Source organism: Corynebacterium sp. HMSC11D10, from assembly GCF_001806995.1.
Taxonomy (GTDB): Bacteria; Actinomycetota; Actinomycetes; order Mycobacteriales; family Mycobacteriaceae; genus Corynebacterium; species Corynebacterium coyleae.
Genome location: NZ_KV787065.1, coordinates 80,315 through 97,736, shown reverse-complemented (window position 1 = coordinate 97,736; position 17,422 = coordinate 80,315). Strand labels below are relative to the sequence as shown.

Annotated in this window: 14 protein-coding genes and 3 tRNA genes; 2 read left to right on the top strand and 15 right to left on the bottom strand. The window is 60.7% G+C overall.

Annotation, left to right across the window (positions count from 1 at the left end; translation table 11 throughout):
• Positions 1-134 precede the first annotated feature (134 nt).
• The 7 genes from HMPREF3120_RS08765 to HMPREF3120_RS08735 form a co-directional block, all read right to left on the bottom strand.
• A tRNA-Glu gene (locus HMPREF3120_RS08765) sits at positions 135-207 on the bottom strand.
• 77 nt (positions 208-284) lie between these two features.
• A complete protein-coding gene (locus HMPREF3120_RS08760; protein WP_246815455.1) occupies positions 285-1,502 on the bottom strand; it encodes an alpha/beta hydrolase in 1,218 nt (405 codons plus the stop codon).
• Between the two features lie 34 nt (positions 1,503-1,536).
• Positions 1,537-2,736 carry an alpha/beta hydrolase gene (locus HMPREF3120_RS08755; protein WP_246815454.1) on the bottom strand — a complete coding sequence of 400 codons (1,200 nt, stop codon included), beginning with the start codon at positions 2,734-2,736 and terminating at the stop codon, positions 1,537-1,539.
• A gap of 135 nt (positions 2,737-2,871) precedes the next feature.
• Positions 2,872-2,944 (bottom strand) — tRNA-Glu (locus HMPREF3120_RS08750).
• A 30-nt stretch (positions 2,945-2,974) separates the two neighbouring features.
• A tRNA-Gln gene (locus tag HMPREF3120_RS08745) sits at positions 2,975-3,046 on the bottom strand.
• Between the two features lie 177 nt (positions 3,047-3,223).
• Positions 3,224-4,720 carry a glutamate--tRNA ligase gene (gene gltX, locus HMPREF3120_RS08740; protein ID WP_070452393.1) on the bottom strand — a complete coding sequence of 499 codons (1,497 nt, stop codon included), beginning with the start codon at positions 4,718-4,720 and terminating at the stop codon, positions 3,224-3,226.
• An 89-nt stretch (positions 4,721-4,809) separates the two neighbouring features.
• Positions 4,810-5,814: a CE1 family esterase gene (locus HMPREF3120_RS08735; protein WP_141739415.1), complete on the bottom strand. Its 1,005-nt coding sequence runs from the start codon at positions 5,812-5,814 to the stop codon at positions 4,810-4,812.
• 156 nt (positions 5,815-5,970) lie between these two features.
• Between HMPREF3120_RS08735 and HMPREF3120_RS08730 the strand changes: the two genes are divergently transcribed.
• Positions 5,971-7,110, top strand: a complete 1,140-nt coding sequence (locus tag HMPREF3120_RS08730) for an isochorismate synthase (protein ID WP_070452353.1) — start codon at positions 5,971-5,973, stop codon at positions 7,108-7,110.
• A 26-nt stretch (positions 7,111-7,136) separates the two neighbouring features.
• Here the strand turns inward: HMPREF3120_RS08730 and HMPREF3120_RS08725 are convergent, their stop codons facing one another.
• From HMPREF3120_RS08725 to HMPREF3120_RS08690, 8 genes are all read right to left on the bottom strand, one after another.
• Positions 7,137-7,928: a fumarylacetoacetate hydrolase family protein gene (locus tag HMPREF3120_RS08725; protein ID WP_083279509.1), complete on the bottom strand. Its 792-nt coding sequence runs from the start codon at positions 7,926-7,928 to the stop codon at positions 7,137-7,139.
• A 55-nt stretch (positions 7,929-7,983) separates the two neighbouring features.
• Positions 7,984-8,547 carry an exonuclease domain-containing protein gene (locus tag HMPREF3120_RS08720; protein ID WP_070452350.1) on the bottom strand — a complete coding sequence of 188 codons (564 nt, stop codon included), beginning with the start codon at positions 8,545-8,547 and terminating at the stop codon, positions 7,984-7,986.
• Between the two features lies 1 nt (position 8,548).
• Positions 8,549-10,411 (bottom strand): DUF294 nucleotidyltransferase-like domain-containing protein, encoded by a 1,863-nt coding sequence (locus tag HMPREF3120_RS08715; protein ID WP_070452347.1) that lies wholly within the window; start codon positions 10,409-10,411, stop codon positions 8,549-8,551.
• Between the two features lie 50 nt (positions 10,412-10,461).
• Positions 10,462-11,955 carry a cell wall-binding repeat 2 family protein gene (locus HMPREF3120_RS08710; protein WP_070452343.1) on the bottom strand — a complete coding sequence of 498 codons (1,494 nt, stop codon included), beginning with the start codon at positions 11,953-11,955 and terminating at the stop codon, positions 10,462-10,464.
• Between the two features lie 10 nt (positions 11,956-11,965).
• Positions 11,966-12,982, bottom strand: a complete 1,017-nt coding sequence (locus HMPREF3120_RS08705) for a 3-isopropylmalate dehydrogenase (RefSeq protein ID WP_070452340.1) — start codon at positions 12,980-12,982, stop codon at positions 11,966-11,968.
• Between the two features lie 66 nt (positions 12,983-13,048).
• Positions 13,049-13,900: a hypothetical protein gene (locus tag HMPREF3120_RS08700; RefSeq protein WP_070452338.1), complete on the bottom strand. Its 852-nt coding sequence runs from the start codon at positions 13,898-13,900 to the stop codon at positions 13,049-13,051.
• Positions 13,901-13,934: 34 nt separating this feature from the next.
• Positions 13,935-15,701 (bottom strand): DUF262 domain-containing protein, encoded by a 1,767-nt coding sequence (locus HMPREF3120_RS08695; protein ID WP_070452335.1) that lies wholly within the window; start codon positions 15,699-15,701, stop codon positions 13,935-13,937.
• Between the two features lie 21 nt (positions 15,702-15,722).
• Positions 15,723-16,634, bottom strand: a complete 912-nt coding sequence (locus HMPREF3120_RS08690) for a cation diffusion facilitator family transporter (protein WP_070452387.1) — start codon at positions 16,632-16,634, stop codon at positions 15,723-15,725.
• 246 nt (positions 16,635-16,880) lie between these two features.
• Here HMPREF3120_RS08690 and HMPREF3120_RS12005 point away from each other — a divergent pair, with 246 nt between their 5' ends.
• Entirely contained in the window at positions 16,881-17,366 is a 486-nt protein-coding gene (locus HMPREF3120_RS12005; protein WP_070452332.1) for a hypothetical protein, read from the top strand.
• Positions 17,367-17,422 lie beyond the last annotated feature (56 nt).

Below are 17,422 nucleotides of genomic sequence, written 5' to 3'. Positions count from 1 at the left end.
AAAAAGGCCACATCTAACCCCCGCGACACGCCGACAGCAGACACACATTTTGTCGCTTAACCCGAAGTCACTGAACCTACGCTACCAATGCGAAAACCTCCGACCCGGAATCCGGATCGGAGGTTTTCTCCTTGTACCCCGTACGGGATTTGAACCCGTGTTACCGCCGTGAGAGGGCGACGTCCTAGGCCGCTAGACGAACGGGGCGCGCTCGCTTTTTGCGACTTGCTAACAATAAAGGAAACTTCCCAATACCAACAAATCAGCACGTCAGACGCTAAAAACTACTCCACACCAAGCGCTGGTCCGAGCGTGTCCCAACTTGCCACTAACTCACGTCGGAACAAGCCGAAGTTGTGCGTCCCTTCCTTGAACTCGTACCAATCCGGGTCGATGCCATTGCGTCGTGCCTCTGCGATGAAGTGCAGCGAACACGCATACGCGAGTTGCTCATCAGGCACAAGAAGTGGCTCGGGCGAATCGACGACCTCAACGTCAAGCTCCGACGGCAAACCACGTGAGGCCGACAGAAAAATCTTCTTCCCCTTGAGCCCCTGAACATTGCGCACGGGCGAGTGGGCGGCCCACGCCGGATCCCAGGAGCTGCCCCACATCTGTGCTGGGTCGCCCTTATTAATGCGCACGGTGCCGCTGGCGAAGGCCTGTCCGACAAGCCCAGATGTCGACGGGCAGGAGGAATATGTTCCCGCAGCGACAAACCTGTCTTCCAAGGTGGCGATGTGCAGGGCTGGCCCACCGGACATCGAAAGGCCTGCGATGGCGTCGCGGCCGGTGCCGTGGAAGTGCTCGTCGATAAGCGGCGGCAGCTCCTTGGTCAGATACGTCGTCCACTTGTAACTGCCGTGCTTGTCGTGCGTTCCAGCCCAGTCGGCCTGCTGCGAGCCGATAGAGCCGCGCGGAGTGACCACATTGATGTGCTTGTCTGCGAAGAACTCAGAAGCGCGACCATCTTTCCACCACGGGGTCACCATTCCACCACCTGCGCCGCCCAGAAGGTAGAACGTCGGGCGCGGATCGGTGTTCTCAGGACCGCCTTCCGGCAAGATGAGTTCGTTTTCAATCTCGCGGCGCATCGATGGCGAGTAGACAGTGAGCACCCACACGTTGTCCTGCAAGTGCTCCAGTTTGCGGAACTGCGCAGGCGGCGCGTCCGAATCCGGGAACGTTTGGTCCACCACCGTGCTCGAGCCAAGTGACTGTGCCGCCCGGGAGCTGCCCTCGAACACAAAGCGTCCGAACAGCAGGTGGCCGAAAATACCGCTCATCATCGCGCCGATCAGGATGATCGGTATTGCTAGCGGCGGAGTATCCGGCCCAATCTGACGGAAGCCGTTGATCAGCGATGATCCCGTCCATCCAGGTGCTTCTTGCTTTTCGACGAGCCCAAGGCTCTCACGTGATTCCACCGCCGGTGCTGGCGTGGCGACGAGCAAGCTCACTGACGTAGTGGCTGCACACAGGGCCACACCGCGACGAATCATTGGTTTCACACGCCAAACTGTAGCCCAACAGCTGTCACGAACTCGACCCTGACGATTCTGACGAGCCTGACGAGCCGCGCTGCCCCAAAGGTTGTGGCGCTTCGCTTGGCAGCGGCGACTTTGTCACCGGTGTTTCGCGCTCAAACGGCTCCACATTCAACGCCGGACCGATAACGCGCCAGCTCTCACGCATGGACTTTTCAAAAAGCCCCCAACTATGTGTGCCCTCCACCTGTGGGTACCACTCCACATCCAAGCCTGCCCGCTTGGCTTTGTCGGCGAAATAGGCAGAGCACGCATAGGATGCCGCCTCAATGGTCACAGGCGGGCCAATGCGCTCCGATGATGTCTTCGACGCATCGATCGCGCCAGGTACCCCCTGGGCAGCGGCGATAAACAGCGCAGTGTCCCGCAATGCATCCAGGTTCAACACCGCCGAATGCGCCCGCCAGGCCGGGTCGCTCGACATGCCCCACATCTTCTTCGGATCAGCGCCATTCATCTTCAGCGCTTCACGCACGTAGGTGTCCCCCAGCATCCCGGTTGTGGCCGGGCACCCCGAGTAGGAGGCCGCGGCGGCAAAGCGCTCCGGCGCGATGGACGCGATGTTCAGCGCGGGCCCTCCGGACATGGAAATGCCGGCGATGGCGTCGTGGCCGGTGCCGTGGAAGTGCTCGTCGATAAGCGGCGGCAGCTCTTTGGTCAGGTATGTCAGCCACTTGTTTCGCCCTGTTGCTTTATCTTCGCGATACCAGTCAGCCTGCATCGAGGACACCGACCCAATCGGTGTAACCACGTTGACCAACTTGTCCTGGAAAAACTCCTGGTAGTCCGAAGAATTACGCCACGACCATCCGTTCGCGGCACCGTCGGCCCCCATAAGAAGGTAAAAGGTCGGGCGCGGGGTGTCGTTGTCAGGACCGCCGGGAAGAATCACCTCGTTTTTCACTTCTTTGCCCATGGCGTGCGAATAGACGACGACCTCGTAGACGTCGTTTTCGATGTGCGTTAGGGACTTCAACTCGGCCGGACGCGCGTCCGGGTCTGGGAACGTATCGCTCAGCTGGTACGAACTGGACCCTCCGGATGAGCCGCCGACGCTGGAGCCTTCGTACATGGACGAGCCGAATACTCCCCCGCCGAGCGTCGTGAGAAACAGTGCCGGCACCGCAAGCAACGGAATCGTGGAAAACAAGCTAGACGCCGCTACTGGAACGCTGAGCGCGTCGATCACGCTTGAGCCAGTTTGACGCGCTCTGCCACTTAAAAACGACGGCAACAACCACAACATAGACACAAGGTACCTGCCGGGAAGACTCGAACGCGAAAACCTCCGACCTGGCGAACCAGATCGGAGGTTTTCTTCTTGTACCCCGTACGGGATTTGAACCCGTGTTACCGCCGTGAGAGGGCGACGTCCTAGGCCGCTAGACGAACGGGGCATTAGGACACAGAACGCAATTGCTCTGCAGCTGGCCTACCAGGACTCGAACCTAGAATGACGGTACCAGAAACCGTAGTGTTGCCAATTACACCATAGGCCATTGTTTTTCAGTCCTGACCTGCGCTTTCCGTTTCCGTTCCGCGCTGTCTGCCTGAACAACATGGAGTACTATAACCATGAATCGCTATGTGTACCAAATCCGCAGGCCACCGCATAGAAACGCGGTGGCCTAAACGTACGAAAACAACAGCGTTGTAGTTCCTACGCCGTAGCGCTCCTACTCTGCAGCCTGGTACGGCGTAACGGCGCGGGCAGCTTTGAGACGCTTCAGCGTGGACTCACGGCCAAGCAGGTCCATGGACTCGAACAGCGGCGGGGACACCGCGGCACCAGTGGTGCCCACGCGCAGGGCGCCGAATGCGACACGCGGCTTGAGCTCGAGGTCCTCGATCAGCGCCTTGTTCAGCGCTGCTTCGATGTTCTCGGTGGTCCACTCCCCCTCACCGATCGCCTCAAGCGCTGCAATACCGGCATCCAAAGGCTCGACGGCGGTGTCTTTGAGGTTCTTCTTTGCACTCTTCTCGTCCAGCACCAAGTCATCGTCCGCGATGACAAGGAACTTCAGCAGGTCGTACGCATCGGAGAGCACCTTGATACGGGTCTGCACGAGATCCGCCGCAATGGTGAACTTGTCTTCCGGGTAATCCGCTGGGAAGTCGGTGTACTCGGTGAAGTACTCGCGCAGGCGGCTTCGGAAGTCTTCCGGCTCAAGCAGGCGAATGTGGTCGGCGTTGATTGCTTCAAGCTTCTTCTGGTCGAAGCGGGCCGGGTTACCCAGCACGTCCGAGACGTCGAAGGCCTTGACAAACTCGTCGACAGAGAAGATGTCCTGATCCGCAGAAAGCGACCAGCCCAGCAGCGCGAGGTAGTTGATCATGCCTTCTGGGATGATGCCGTTGTCGCGGTGGTTAAACAGGTTGGATTCCGGGTCACGCTTGGAAAGCTTCTTGTTGCCCTGGCCCATCACGAACGGCAGGTGGCCGAACTCGGGGGTGAAATCCGTAATACCGATACGCTTCAGCGCCTCGTAAAGCGCGAGCTGACGTGGCGTGGAGGACAGCAGGTCCTCACCGCGCAGGACGTGGGTAATACCCATGAGCGCGTCGTCGACAGGGTTGACCAGCGTGTACAGCGGCGCGCCGTTGGAGCGGGCGACAACGTAGTCTGGCTGGGTTTCGGACTTGAAGGTGACCTCACCGCGCACAAGGTCGTTCCAGGTCCAATCCTGGTCCGGCATGCGAAGGCGCCAGACCGGCTTGCGGCCTTCGGCCTCAAAGGCGTCAATCTGTTCCTGGGTGAGGTCACGGTCAAAGTTGTCGTAGCCCAGCTGCGGGTCGCGGCCTGCGGCCTTGTGACGCTCCTGGACCTCTTCGTTGGTGGAGTACGCCGGGTAGACCTCGCCGGCCTCGATGAGCTTGTTCAGCACATCGGCGTAGATGTCAGAGCGCTGCGACTGACGGTACGGCTCGTGCGGGCCACCGACGTTGATACCTTCATCCCAGCCAAGGCCGAGCCACTCGAGCGACTCAATAATCGCCTGGTAGCTCTCCTCGGAGTCACGGGCGGCATCCGTGTCCTCGATACGGAACACGAACTTGCCTCCGGAGTGCTTGGCTTGCGCCCAGTTAAACAGGGCGGTGCGGACCATGCCCACGTGTGGGGTTCCGGTCGGCGACGGGCAAAAGCGAACGCGCATATTGGGGTTTTCAGTCATGGGGCAATCGTAGCGCGCCATATGCATTGCGCTTGTCGACGCCCAACCACCCCCGGCGCTCACCGCCCAGGATCCAGCAACATATCGCGTTACTTCGGGTTGCGCATGAGGAAGCGCCACATTTCGTCTGCTGCAGACGGCGAGTACCACCAGAAGTGGTTCGAGCCATGCACCTTGATCACTTCCACGCCCTTGCGGCAGTTTCGCGACGACACCCGAGTCGCATTGTTGCCTGCCGGGCGCGAATCGACTCCCCCGAAGCACCCGTTGCGGCGCTCGTAGGATTTAAACAGCTCCGGCACCGGCAGCACTTGCTGGCCTCGTCGAGTAGTGCCGTGGTACGGGGTGAGTGTGTCGTTGGTGCCGTGAATGGCCATGAACGCGACCGGCTGGTTCTGGCAGCCACGGTTCACCGGGGCGTAGTACGCGCCGGACACGCCAGCAACGCCAGCAAACAAGTCCGCCATGTGGCAGGCGGAGACTGCGGCCATGCCGCCACCGGTGGACATGCCGGTGGCGTAGATCCGGCGTCGATCGATGTTGTAGTAGCGCTGGACGTCGTTGATCATTGCGCGGACAAATGCGATGTCTTGGCCTGGACGTGTCGCTGCGGTTGCGGATCCCTCCCACGATGCTCCGATCGCGCGCGGGTAAACGATGATCGCGTCGCGGCCGACAGATGATTCACGCAGGCGTGAATAGTTACGAAAATTCTCCGTGGAATCCTGATATGCGGAGTACCCCACCATCACCGGGGTGGGACGTGCAGGGTTGTACCCTCGCGGCACCCAGACGAGGTAGCTTCGTCCCGCTACACGGACCTCGCCGTTGGCCCCGTTCGCCACCGGCGCCGGCGCTTGGGGCGCCCACGCACCGGGGAGATTCGGCGCGGGAATTTGCGGGGCGGGAACTGGGTTGATCGGCAACGATGAGCCTTGCGGCAGGGAGTCGTTGGCCATCTGGACAAACTTGTTCCACTCAGCATTTGCCTGGTTGACCGCGTTTGTAACTGCCTGATTCGCCTGCGAAGACAAGTCTTGCGCCTGTGCAGGGACAGGAGTGACCACCCCAGCGGCGATCATGAGCGTTGCCACGCTTCCTGCCAGTGCTTTACGGATCCGCCCAACCCGTTTCGCACCAACTGCCACATTGTTACCATTTTTCACACAGGCAACAATAAACCTGGGGTATATCCGAAGCAACTGATCCGACGAGGCGTCTTCGAGCGTAGCCAGTTAGAGTGTTTCCCCATGTCCGTCAACCCGCTTGCCGGCCCTCCATCCGGCCGCCCCGACACTGCGCCCGATTTTCTCCTTTCGCGCGCAGAAGGATCGGTTCGCACTCAAGGCGCCACTCGCACGTTTAGCGACGCCTGGGAAGCGAACGACGCGCTAGAGCGCGGCGAGGTGGAAATGGTTGTAGGTGCGCTCCCCTTTGACCAGGACTGCCCAGCGGCGCTCACTGTGCCAGAGCACATCATTCGGGAGCCAGGCCCGCTAGAGCCGCACCCGTATTACCGGATTGGCGCAGGTTCTCGCCTTCACGCAACGCTTATCGACGTCGACCCTTCCCCCGAGGAACATCTTCGACGCGTTGAGGCCGCAGTGGGTACTATCCGCAACTCCCTGTTGGACAAGGTTGTGCTTGCCCGTGCGGTGGACATCGCCTTCGACCCACCGGTTGATCCACGCCTCGTCGCGGCCAGGTTGATCGATCTGTCCTACACGCACGACGGTTTCATCGCGGACCTCACCCCATCTGGCCGCACGGGACATTTCCTAGTCGGCTCCTCACCCGAAGTCCTGGTGCGCCGCCGTGGCAACAAGGTGACCTCCTATCCCCTTGCAGGTTCGGCAGCACGTGTACCGCACGATCCGGCGGCGGACCGTGCCGCAGCGGAGGCACTGGCGTCGTCGCAAAAGGATTTCGACGAACACCGCTTCGTTGTCGAGCACATCCGCGAGGTCCTCGAGCCACTTTGCTCTGACCTGCAGATTTCAGAGCGCCCAACCCTAGAAAAGACCAGCGAGATGTGGCACCTTGCCACACCGATTAGCGGCACGTTGAAGGAACCGGCACCAACAGCGCTGGATCTGGCAATGCGTCTCTACCCCACCCCTGCTGTGTGCGGCACCCCACCCGCCGCCGCAGAAGCCCTGATTACCACCGCCGAATCGGATCGCGGTTTCTACGCCGGCGCGGTCGGATATACCGATGCCGCAGGTGATGGCGAATACATGGTTGCCATCCGTTGTGCGGAGGTCAACGGCGACGGCACACACGCCCGCGCCTGGGCCGGTGGCGGGCTCACCGCAGACTCCGACCCACAGGCCGAACTCGACGAGACTTCAGCCAAACTGCGCACGATCATGCGCGCGCTGGGCCTGTAAACACGGCCCAAAAGCGAGCCTGCGTTCTAGGCGCGCTCGACGGGGTTGCCCAGTTTGCCGATACCTGGGATCTCAACCTCGATGTAGTCGCCCGGAACCATCTCTGCGGTACCCGCCGGCGAACCGGTTGCAATGACATCGCCCGGCAGCAGAGTAAAGGACTGGGAGACCCACTCCACCATCTCTCCAACCGACTTGATCATCTGGTTCGAGTTGGAGTCCTGCTTGGTCTCCGTTTTACCGTCGTGGGTGTGGTGCGCCTTGATCGGCAGGTTGGCAAAGTCGAACTTATCCAGGTCCGTCTCAATCCAAGGACCGAGCGGACCGAAGGTGTCCATGCCCTTGGCGCGCGCCCACTGACCGTCCGCGAACTGGAGGTCACGCGAGGAGACATCGTTGATGATGGTCACGCCACGGATCACAGACTTCCAGTCCTCAGCCTTGACGTTTTTGCATGGAACGCCAACGACGAGCGCCAGCTCGCCCTCAAACTCGACGCCTGTGGCGAACTCCGGGATCTTAATAGCGGCACCAGGGCCAATCACGGCGGTCGACGGCTTGATAAAGATTGTCGGCGGCAGGTGCTCGGCGGATTGCTTGAACACCTCAGCTACGTGGTCCGCGTAGTTGCGTCCCACAGCGACGATCTTCGACGGCAGCGTCGGCGCAAGCAACCTCACCTGGTCAAGGTCGTATTCTTTGCCGGTGTACTCCGGCGCACTAAACGGCGTGCCCTTGATCGCCTTCGCGGTCGTTCCCGCATCGTCGATAACGGCGAACGTCATTCCTTCAGGTGTTGCAATTCGTCCAAAACGCATGTGATCGAGCATACAACCCCACTGTCATTGTGGCGCATTTGGGATTCACTGACGTCTACTGCGCGCTCAGCGCCAGGTACAACTCCGCGCACGCAATCGCGTCGGTAAGCGCGTTGTGGTTCGCGTAGTCGGGCAAATTGTAGCGCTGTCGCACGCGCGCAAGCCTGAGGTCCTCGCCGCGCGGATACGTACCCATGCGCTCCATGTGTCGCCGCTCCATCGCGAAGGTATCCACTACCTCGCTCTCGCACAGGCCCCATCGCTTGCCCTTGACATCTTTTTGCAGCTTTGCGACGAAACCTAGCTCCATCTGCGCAAAGTGGGCCAACAACTTGCGTCCTTCAAGGGCACGATCAAACGCGTCGAGTACTTCGGCAGCGGCGACGCCTTTGTTCGCAATATCGTCGTCAGTCACCCCGTGAAGCGTCACAGTATCGCCAACTTGGGCGCCTGCTAGCACAAAGTACTGTGCCTGTGATAGATCGATCACACGCCCGTCGACGGGAACCCAGCCGATGGAGACCATCTCATGCTTCTCCGGCTTGAGTCCGGTGGTTTCGACGTCGACGGCCAGCAGGGCGTCGTCGTTAAGCACCCGCGCTTTCGGTCGAAAGAACATCTCACACCGCCCGCGTCGGGTACTTCGACGCCAGCGCGTTCTGCAGCGACTTGATCACACCGAACGCATCGCGCAACGCGGCCCGATCCAGGGATTGCAACTGCTTCGGATCAATGCGGTAGTTCGGCTCCTCCCCGGCGCGCACCTGCTGCGACTGGTGTTTCATGACAAGGTCCGAAAGGTACTCGTAAGCGTCTGCCAGATCCGACGCTCCCTTCGTCGATACCGCCTCGCCGGCAGAGGCACGCAGGCGTGTAGGCGTATCCACCGCACTGACACCGGCCACGATGGAGTACAACCGAGCCATCTGCACCACAGCGGCAGTACCACCGCGTTTGATGTCTAGCGTGTTCGCATACTCGCCGTCGCGCTCAAGCACGAAGCCACGGAAAAAGCCCACTGGAGGCTCTCGGAACGTAGCCAGAGCTGCCAAGTGTGTATGTAGACGGCGCGACCCTCGCGCCGACGACAACGCCGCCTCATGCACCTCATCAGCCAGCGAGCGCCACCCCTCGCCTGAGCCGAAGATCGCGCGGAAATCGAAAAATACCTGCGCGTGCAGCAACGCGTTCGGATCAGGTGCAGTGACCCAAGTGTGGAACATGCGCGACCACTGCGACTGCGTCATGCGCCACTTTGGGTTCGACGCCATCATCTCCCCCGGGCATAACGCCTGACCTGCATGCGCGAGACCCTCGCAGACAAACTGTGTCAGCGCGATGAAGTACTCCCCATGTGTTTCTTCGTCGTAACTGTCCGCGAGGACCAACGCGTTGTCTTGGTCGGAGGCTGGCCCCATCTCCGCGCGAGCCTGACTGCCTACCGCGACAAAGGCGTACGGCACCGGTGCTGGCCCCAGCTGCTCCTCCGCTAGCTCGCCTAGACGGCGAGCGATGGAATCCGCAATCGATGTCAGCAGGCGCTGTGTCTCAGCTGCGGACGCGCCTCGCTCAAAGAACCGCACAGCCACGTTTGCCGCGGCATCGTAGGCTCCCTCGAGCTCCTCGTACGTACTCTGCTGCACATCTGCTGCCAAGTAGATCGGGTCTGCTTGCAGCAGGCGCATGATGTCAAATGAGGTCAGCACACCGCACACACCTCCGGCGCCTTCAACCGGCAGGTGGTGGATCCCCAACTCGCTCATCGCGAGCATCGCCTCGAACACCAACGCTGTTTCCGGGATGGTGCGCACTGGTGAGGACATCACATGTGCAATAGGCCGTGACGGGTCCACTTGCGCTGCGACAACGCGAGAACGCATGTCCTTGTCTGTGAGGATGCCGATCTGCTCACCTCCGACGACGACGAGGCAACTCGCATCGTGCTCGTTCATTACACCGGCAGCGTGCGCGATTGATGCAGTTGCGTCACAGGTGACGGCAGGGCGGCCGTCGACAATATGCGCAATGGGCGTACGCAGCACACTCGCCGTCCCCCCATCACGCACCTCTTCCGCTGCTACTTTGAGACGACGAGACGCCGACTCAAAGAACCTGTGCAGCTCAGGATGCGCATCAAGCAGGCCTGTGAACACCTCGCGCGGCAGCATGAGCAACACGCTGTCTTCCACCGCTTCCATCACATACTGCGATTCCCGCGGACCTACCAGCGTGGAGTAGCCGAAGTTCAGGCCTGTATCGCGACGGTCCAGCAGCAAGTTGTCATCGCTGACGATGTCAACCGCACCCGAGCGAATGATGTACAGCGTGTCGTTGGGCTGGCCGAGATCCACAACGACTTCACCGCGGCGCACATAGGTGATCCCCATCTGTGCGGGCAGGGCCCGGATCTTCTCTTCAGGGAGACTCGAAAACGGCTCGTGCTGGGCCAGGAAGCCGTAGACCTCGTCCAATTCCACGCTCATGCCCGAAGCCTAGCGTGAGCACGACCCCCACACGGCGAATTTTTGGAAAACTACTGGTAGCTCACAAACCACGGGCGAGGATTCACGTCGGCATAGGTCTGCTCCGGAGTAAACATGGGAGAATCCTCGTCGATAAAGTTCTTCCACGCCATGAAGTAATTCGGGTCCAACCCCTGACGCAGGATGTTCCACGTGTCGAATTTCTGCTCCGGCAGCCCATGACCGTCCGCGTGAAGGATCCATGCCAGTTCCGGCTGCCCGGTGACAATGTTTTCGCGGTCCGGGTACATTCCAACCTGGAACTGGTGCAGAATCAATGCCTTCTGTGGCAGGTTGTTGTCGCGGACAAGCGCTGCAAGCCAGTCGGCGACCTCATTGATTTCGGCTGCGGTTGCGCTACCGATACGCGAAAGCGGCTGCTCACCAGGGTTTAGCTTCCATTCCGCATCAAGTGCCAAGCCAACGTTCGGCTGCTTGAGCAGCTCCTCGTAGATCTTCGCCTGCTCCAAGAAGTTGCCTTGGCCCGGCTGCAGGTCGATTACGGCGTAGCCACCTGCGTCCACGATGGCATCCACGTACGGGGCGATATCTTCCATCGGCGTTTCGTTGGAGTAGTTACCGTCATCGCCTGGGAACTCCGATGCCACCGATGCAATGACCTCGAAGGCAGGAATGATCGGCTGATCCTCCAGCGGCTCGTACCGGGAGGCGTATTGCTTCGCCAGTTCAACTGCTGCGGCAGGGTCCTGCTCCCCCATCACTCCGAGCTCTGGGCCGTACGGATGGCCGTAGAGCGCAATCATGCGCCGGCCTGGGAACACCAGTCCGCCGCCACCGGGCAGTTCACCATTGGCGGCAAGTGCTGCACGCGCACGGAAGTTCTCGTTCGAGCCCCACTGGCGGCCAAGCGCGAGCACGTCCTGTTCCATAACATCGCGCATGCTTTGCGACGACGCCCGCGGGTCCGCAGCCGCTAACACCTGCACATCCGCACCTGCTGCGCGAGCTGTGGCCACCGACGCACGCGAGGAGACCGCCGTGGCAAACACTGGCGGCATCTGCAAGTCACGCGGGTTCTTTGCCTCGAGTGCCGCAATCGCCGCCACATCTTCTTCGGCACGCTCGGCTACGACCGGTTCAGTCGCTGCTACCGCGTCGTCATCGCCTGGAACCTCAATTACCCGGGACGCGCCAAGGCGTTCAACCTCAGCATCAATCGCGGCGTCGGTGCCATCGAGACGCACCAGAAGCGGCGCACCTAGATCCACTGCAATCGCGGCAGCGCGAAGCTGCTGATCGCGATCCTTCGCGGAGACCACCACCGTGTCCGAAGACTCGAAGAAGCGCTGCGAGACTTCCACACCCGTGCCGTCGGCGTCCTGAATCACCTCGTCACCATCGGTGGCAAGGGCGTTCTTGGCGCCAGCATCGGACTGAGAGCCCCCACCGAGTCCTCCGTCGCCTGCGCCGCAGCCAGTCAGGGCAAGCGCAGAAGCACAGAAAACAGCCAGGGACGCACGTGTGATCTTCCGGGAAGAAACCATGCGCTCGACCCTACGCGAGGGCGTCGACGATGCGCTCACCTACCTCGGTGGTACGCACCGGCGTGTCTCCACGCTGGGTCACGTCGCGCTCGACTGCTTCTTCGATGCGGGCGGCGTTGGTGTCGTCGCCAAGGAAGCGCAGCATCATCGCCACAGACAGAATCATTGCCGTGGGATCAGCAATCCCCTGGCCCGCGATATCCGGAGCAGAGCCGTGCACCGGCTCGAACATGGACGGGAACTCACGTGCAGCATTGATGTTGCCGGAGCACGCCAGCCCCACACCGCCCGCAACCGCACCTGCCAGGTCAGTCAGGATGTCGCCGAAAAGGTTGTCGGTGACAATCACGTCGTAGCGCGACGGGTCCTGCACCATGTAAATCGTTGCAGCATCGATGTGATTGTAGTCCACCTCGACCTCCGGGAACTCCTGCGACAACTCGTCGACCACACGCTGCCACAAGCCACCAGCGTTGACCAGCACGTTGGTCTTGTGCACGAGCGTGACCTTCTTGCGGCGCGTCATTGCCAACTCAAACGCGTACCGGGCAACACGCTCAGCGCCGAAATACGTGTTCTGAGAAACCTCGGAAGCAACTTCGTGCGGGGTGCCCTGACGCAAAGTACCGCCGTTACCGGCATAGAGCCCCTCGGCACCTTCACGGACCACAACAAAGTCGATCTCACCAGGGTTTGCGAGAGGGCTCGTCGACGATGGGTAGAGCTTCGACGGCCGCAGATTGACGTAATGGTCCAACTTGAAACGCAGCGGCAGCAGCAGGCCGCGCTCGAGCACACCCGCAGGCACGCGCGCCGGGTCGCCGATCGCACCGAGCAGAATCGCATCATGTTCGGCGAGGCTTTCCAAGTCCTCGTCCGTCAGCAGCTCGCCATTGCGCAGGTAGCGGCGCGCTCCGAGGTCATATTCGGTGGTCTCGACGTCATCGCGCACCGCGTTGAGGACCTTGAGCCCCTCCGCCATAACTTCTTGGCCGATACCGTCGCCAGCAATCACCGCGATTTTCATATTCTGGGACACCTTTCTCACTGTGTAGACTCTGGCGCCCACATTAGCACTCCTTGGCGCTTGGGTTTAACGATTCCGCTCTGCCTGACGGATACGAAACGCCAACTCCTCACTCGAGCCGAATTGCGCCCCCAGCGCAATAAGCGACTTATCAGAAAGCCCCGCCATGGCAAACAACGTCGCCTCCGCTTTCCGCGGATCCGGCAGCGGCACGATCTCCACCGCGGCACCGTAACTCCTTGCATTCGCAATCGCGGGTATCGACGACTGCCACGTGGCCACCACCTTCGGCGACATATGCGCATCCCGGCGCGATTGGACGGGAAACGGTTGCGCTTGGGCGCCGGGTTTAGACACGGGATCTGCCCAGGTAGCACGTAGCCAAGTGGGGTCGTTGCCGTTGAGTTCGGCGACTACACGGGCACTGTCTGCAGGATCATCGATAGTGCGTTCAGCGAAGCGCAGCGAAGTCATTTCGCCGAGCGCGCGCATACCGCCGGGGTCGCGTCGGATACGTACTGCACCAGATGCTGGAGCCATAGCAACATCACCGACGGTTAAGACAGTTACCGTGTGCATGTCGGCGATCATGGAGACGTATTCGGCGTGGCGTGCTCCGTCGTAGACCATCATCGGGGCATGTGCGGTCACTGCGATGGAGGCTGCGCGAAGTTGCGCCTCAGGGGTGTCGTCGGAAAGCACGAGCGTTTCGGAGCGCGGGAAGAACAACTTCGCGGTTTCCATGCCAAGTGGGTCGTCGAGCACCACCGGGTGAGGCTCAAACGTTTTGGAGACATGCCCTGCGACGTTGACGCTTCGGGCGCGTTCGTAAGGGCCGAGTTGGACATCCGGAGTGCATGCGGCGAGCAGTACGCCCGCCGATAGCACTGCAAGCGATGCGCACCCGGAATGCTTCACCGGTCCTCCTTCGTGTCTCTCCCCTGTGCTGTTCCTATTCTGCGTCGTCGCGCAATCCTTCGTCGCTGAGCACGTTGCGGTCCATCGCGTATTCAATCATGCCGATGAAGCGTTCACGACGGTCAGCGATAAATCTCTCCCAGTTAGATGTCAGTAGTGCTTCTGGGTCGACTTCGTGGCTTTCGAGCAGGGCGTCAAAGTCATCGTCGTCAAGCAGCGACTTGGACTGCAGCCTGGGCAGGTAGCGTTTCGGCTCATTTTGCTCAATGACGACCTCGGTGCGACGGCCCATCGGCGTGCGGTTGAGCACGCTGTCGGCCAGCCGCTCGTCGACACCGAATTCGCGTAGGTACTCCCACGGGAAGATCTGGCCGAAGCGAGGTTTCAGTTCGGCCACTGTGGATTTGTCGAAGTGCTCTCCAGTGCGCCAGTCACGCGCGCCACGTGCCATCAGTAACGAATACAGCCCACGGTAGATCCCACTGTCCGAGGTTGCGGTATAGAGACGGGATTCGTGGAAACGTGCATCGGCGACCGTACGCGGCTCGATGTCGGTCTCTCCACAGACCCACGGGATGACTTCAGAGACGTCTACGCCGATGCGGATTGTCGGCGCGTGCGCGGCATAAAGCTCACCGAACACGCCACACCAGAACCAACGGTTGAGCCTGTCACCGACTTCCTTCTTTCCTGCAAGTTCGGGACGTTCGGCCAGGCGCGCAAGCATAACCGCGAGCGGGATGAGTTGCGCAGGGTAAGGGACTTGATCCGCAGCGACGATACGTCGCTCTTGCAGGAACTGGGCGACCGCAACGAACCCGCGGGCCATCTCGTCAGCGTGTGCACGGTAATCCTCGATCGTGATGTTGAGGATGTCACCACGGTGGCCCAAAGCAGGCCCCTGCCGACTGGTCAGCAACAGTGACAGTGCACGCAGGAATTCCACACGGCCGATGCCCTTGAGCACGTCGTAGCAATCAAACTGGGCTGCGAGTTCTTCCCAGTGGCTAGCCAAGTCGAACGTCGGGTCTTGGGTTGCATATGTCGCGGTAAGGAGCTCGAACACATCCATCTGCACGCCTGCCGAGTTAGCAAACGCGAAGATCTGCCCCACTCCCTCTTGTGCAGTATCGCGGTCCAGGCGGATCATTGGAATGTCGTACGCAGGCAGCTCACGCATCACCGCATTGATAAACCGCTTCACGGCAGTACGCACCTCGTCGTGTTGTGCATGTGCCGCCATATCGACGAGGAGATCGTTGCCCTCTTTCCAGAGCAACATCGAAACCGGCATCACAGCGTGCTCGATCATGTCATCGCGATTTCGAATGCCACCTGGAATGTCCGGCCCAAAGTGGGATCGGACATTCCCTTCCCCATCGACAGCAAACACGGCTTCCACCGGCATCGGCGTGTGTGCCACCGCCGCTCGTACATCCACCATGAACTTCCGAGAAATCGGTCGCCCAAGATAGTCCACCGTGCTCACCTCCCCATCACCCTTAAATGCGTGAAAGAGCGACGTGAGGCGCTGCTGGCCGTCGAGAAGCAACAGCCCCGGTTCCACTCCGGCAACATCCACCCCCTCAAGCGGGCGTGGTTTAAAACGCTGCTCCGCGTTGCGAGTATCGAGCGCGAGGAAAGAACCGACCGGGTAGCCACGCAGCACCGAGGTGACCAACGTGCGCACCCGATCCACGTCCCACAGGTACGAGCGCTGAAAATCAGGCAGCTGCAGCTCACCGCGCTCAGCGCGGGAGAATAGATCCTTGAGCGAATAGCTCGGCGTAGTAAAGCCCATATGCCTTAGCGTAGGACAGAATCAGCACACCGTCTCGTGCTCGATGTGCTCTGGCAGCTCAATTTGCACTGTCGCATGCTCCGCACCCAGCCTGTGCAACTCCGCCTGAACCCGATCCAGCAACTGATCGCGGTCTTCTCCTTCCACTGCCACAATGTGAACCGTCGCAATCACCGACACCCCGTCAAGCGACCACAAGTGCAGGTCATGCAAATCCCTCACCCCAGGCAGTGCACGTAACTCAGCCTCGACTTCCTCGGCGTCAAACCCTTCGGGCACACGCTCCAGCATCACACCCACCGACTCCGCCATGAGTTTCCACGCACGAGGAACAATCAGGCCCGCGATCAGCAACGACGCAATGGGGTCAGCCGCAGTAAAGCCGGTCAACGCGACAATTGCGCCGGCCCCCAGCACGGCGATAGACCCGAACATATCCACCAACACGTGGAGGTATGCACCGCGTACGTTGATCGACTCCTTTTGCTGGGAGTACAAAATCCACGCCGACAACGCGTTCGCCGCAAGGCCGATCGCGGCGATGATCATCATCGGACCCGTATCAATCGGGGCTGGATCCCGCAGCCTGCGCAAGGCCTCGATTGCAATCCAGACGGAGACTGCCAGCACTGTCGCGGCATTAATCATCGCCGCGAGCACCTCGACACGGCGGTAGCCGTAGGTCGCGTATGACGTGGCTGCACGCTTACCGACGAGCACCGCCGCCATCGCAATGATCAGCCCGGCCGCGTCCGACAACATGTGCATCGCATCCGCAAGCAGCGCGACCGATCCCGAAATCACACCTCCGACCAACTCCGCAACAAAGACCGTTGCGGTAACGGCAAGTGCAGCGCCGATCGCCTTCGTCGGCGCGTCAACACGTGCGCCATGAGCATGATCATGATGAGCGTGATCTGAATGGTTGTGCATAACGACAACCATAGGAACACCAACACGTTAATGACAATTTATTGAAAATCGCTGCCGGGATGCTTTCCGCAGCGCTCACGAGGAGAAACGAATCCTTCGCGCCTCCCCGGGGCGAAATCCTGCCGAGCCAAATCGTCATACTTTGTTACAGTGGGCGACCGTTCGCATATCCGAGCACGTCACGGGCGGTTCACCATGAATCCGCCCCGAGCGGCGCGGATAAGTAATAACGAAAGGAATTAGCAAATGACTACCCCGAACCCGAATCAAAACCCGAACGACCCGACCGAGGATGTTCGCGTCGAGCGCACTACCCCTGAGGCTTCGACCACCGCACCGGCGCGTCCGGCTGCTGGCTCCACTGCAGTGACTGACGACGATAACGGTGGCGGCGGATGGTGGAAGTGGCTCCTGGGCATTCTGGCAGCACTCCTGCTTTTGGCCTTGCTGTGGAACCTGTTTACCGGCGACGACGCCGAGGGCGACGCCACCGTAGACACCTCCACCACGACTGCAGCCACCGAGGTTGTTAACGAGACCACCACGGTCGAAGACGGCACCGTTACCGAAACCGCACCGGCCGAGGACGCCGCTGAGGACGCCAACACTGACGCCAACGAGGCCGACGCTACCGCGACCGAGACGACAAACGTCGTCGAGGAGGTCATCGACTCCATCGCACCGGAAGGCGCCCAGGAGGAGGCTCCGGCTGACGCACCGGCCACCAACTAATTATTCGGCGCGATCCGACTACCCCGCACCCACTCTCCGGGCGCGGGGTTTGCTCT

Coding starts and splice junctions, on each gene's coding strand:
- HMPREF3120_RS08695 (WP_070452335.1), bottom strand. CDS start 15,701: ATGGGCTTTACTACGCCGAGCTATTCGCTCAAGGATCTATTCTCCCGC.
- HMPREF3120_RS08760 (WP_246815455.1), bottom strand. CDS start 1,502: ATGATTCGTCGCGGTGTGGCCCTGTGTGCAGCCACTACGTCAGTGAGC.
- HMPREF3120_RS08730 (WP_070452353.1), top strand. CDS start 5,971: ATGTCCGTCAACCCGCTTGCCGGCCCTCCATCCGGCCGCCCCGACACT.
- HMPREF3120_RS08720 (WP_070452350.1), bottom strand. CDS start 8,547: ATGTTCTTTCGACCGAAAGCGCGGGTGCTTAACGACGACGCCCTGCTG.
- HMPREF3120_RS12005 (WP_070452332.1), top strand. CDS start 16,881: ATGACTACCCCGAACCCGAATCAAAACCCGAACGACCCGACCGAGGAT.
- HMPREF3120_RS08705 (WP_070452340.1), bottom strand. CDS start 12,982: ATGAAAATCGCGGTGATTGCTGGCGACGGTATCGGCCAAGAAGTTATG.
- HMPREF3120_RS08725 (WP_083279509.1), bottom strand. CDS start 7,928: ATGCGTTTTGGACGAATTGCAACACCTGAAGGAATGACGTTCGCCGTT.
- HMPREF3120_RS08710 (WP_070452343.1), bottom strand. CDS start 11,955: ATGGTTTCTTCCCGGAAGATCACACGTGCGTCCCTGGCTGTTTTCTGT.
- gltX (WP_070452393.1), bottom strand. CDS start 4,720: ATGACTGAAAACCCCAATATGCGCGTTCGCTTTTGCCCGTCGCCGACC.
- HMPREF3120_RS08690 (WP_070452387.1), bottom strand. CDS start 16,634: ATGCACAACCATTCAGATCACGCTCATCATGATCATGCTCATGGCGCA.
- HMPREF3120_RS08715 (WP_070452347.1), bottom strand. CDS start 10,411: ATGAGCGTGGAATTGGACGAGGTCTACGGCTTCCTGGCCCAGCACGAG.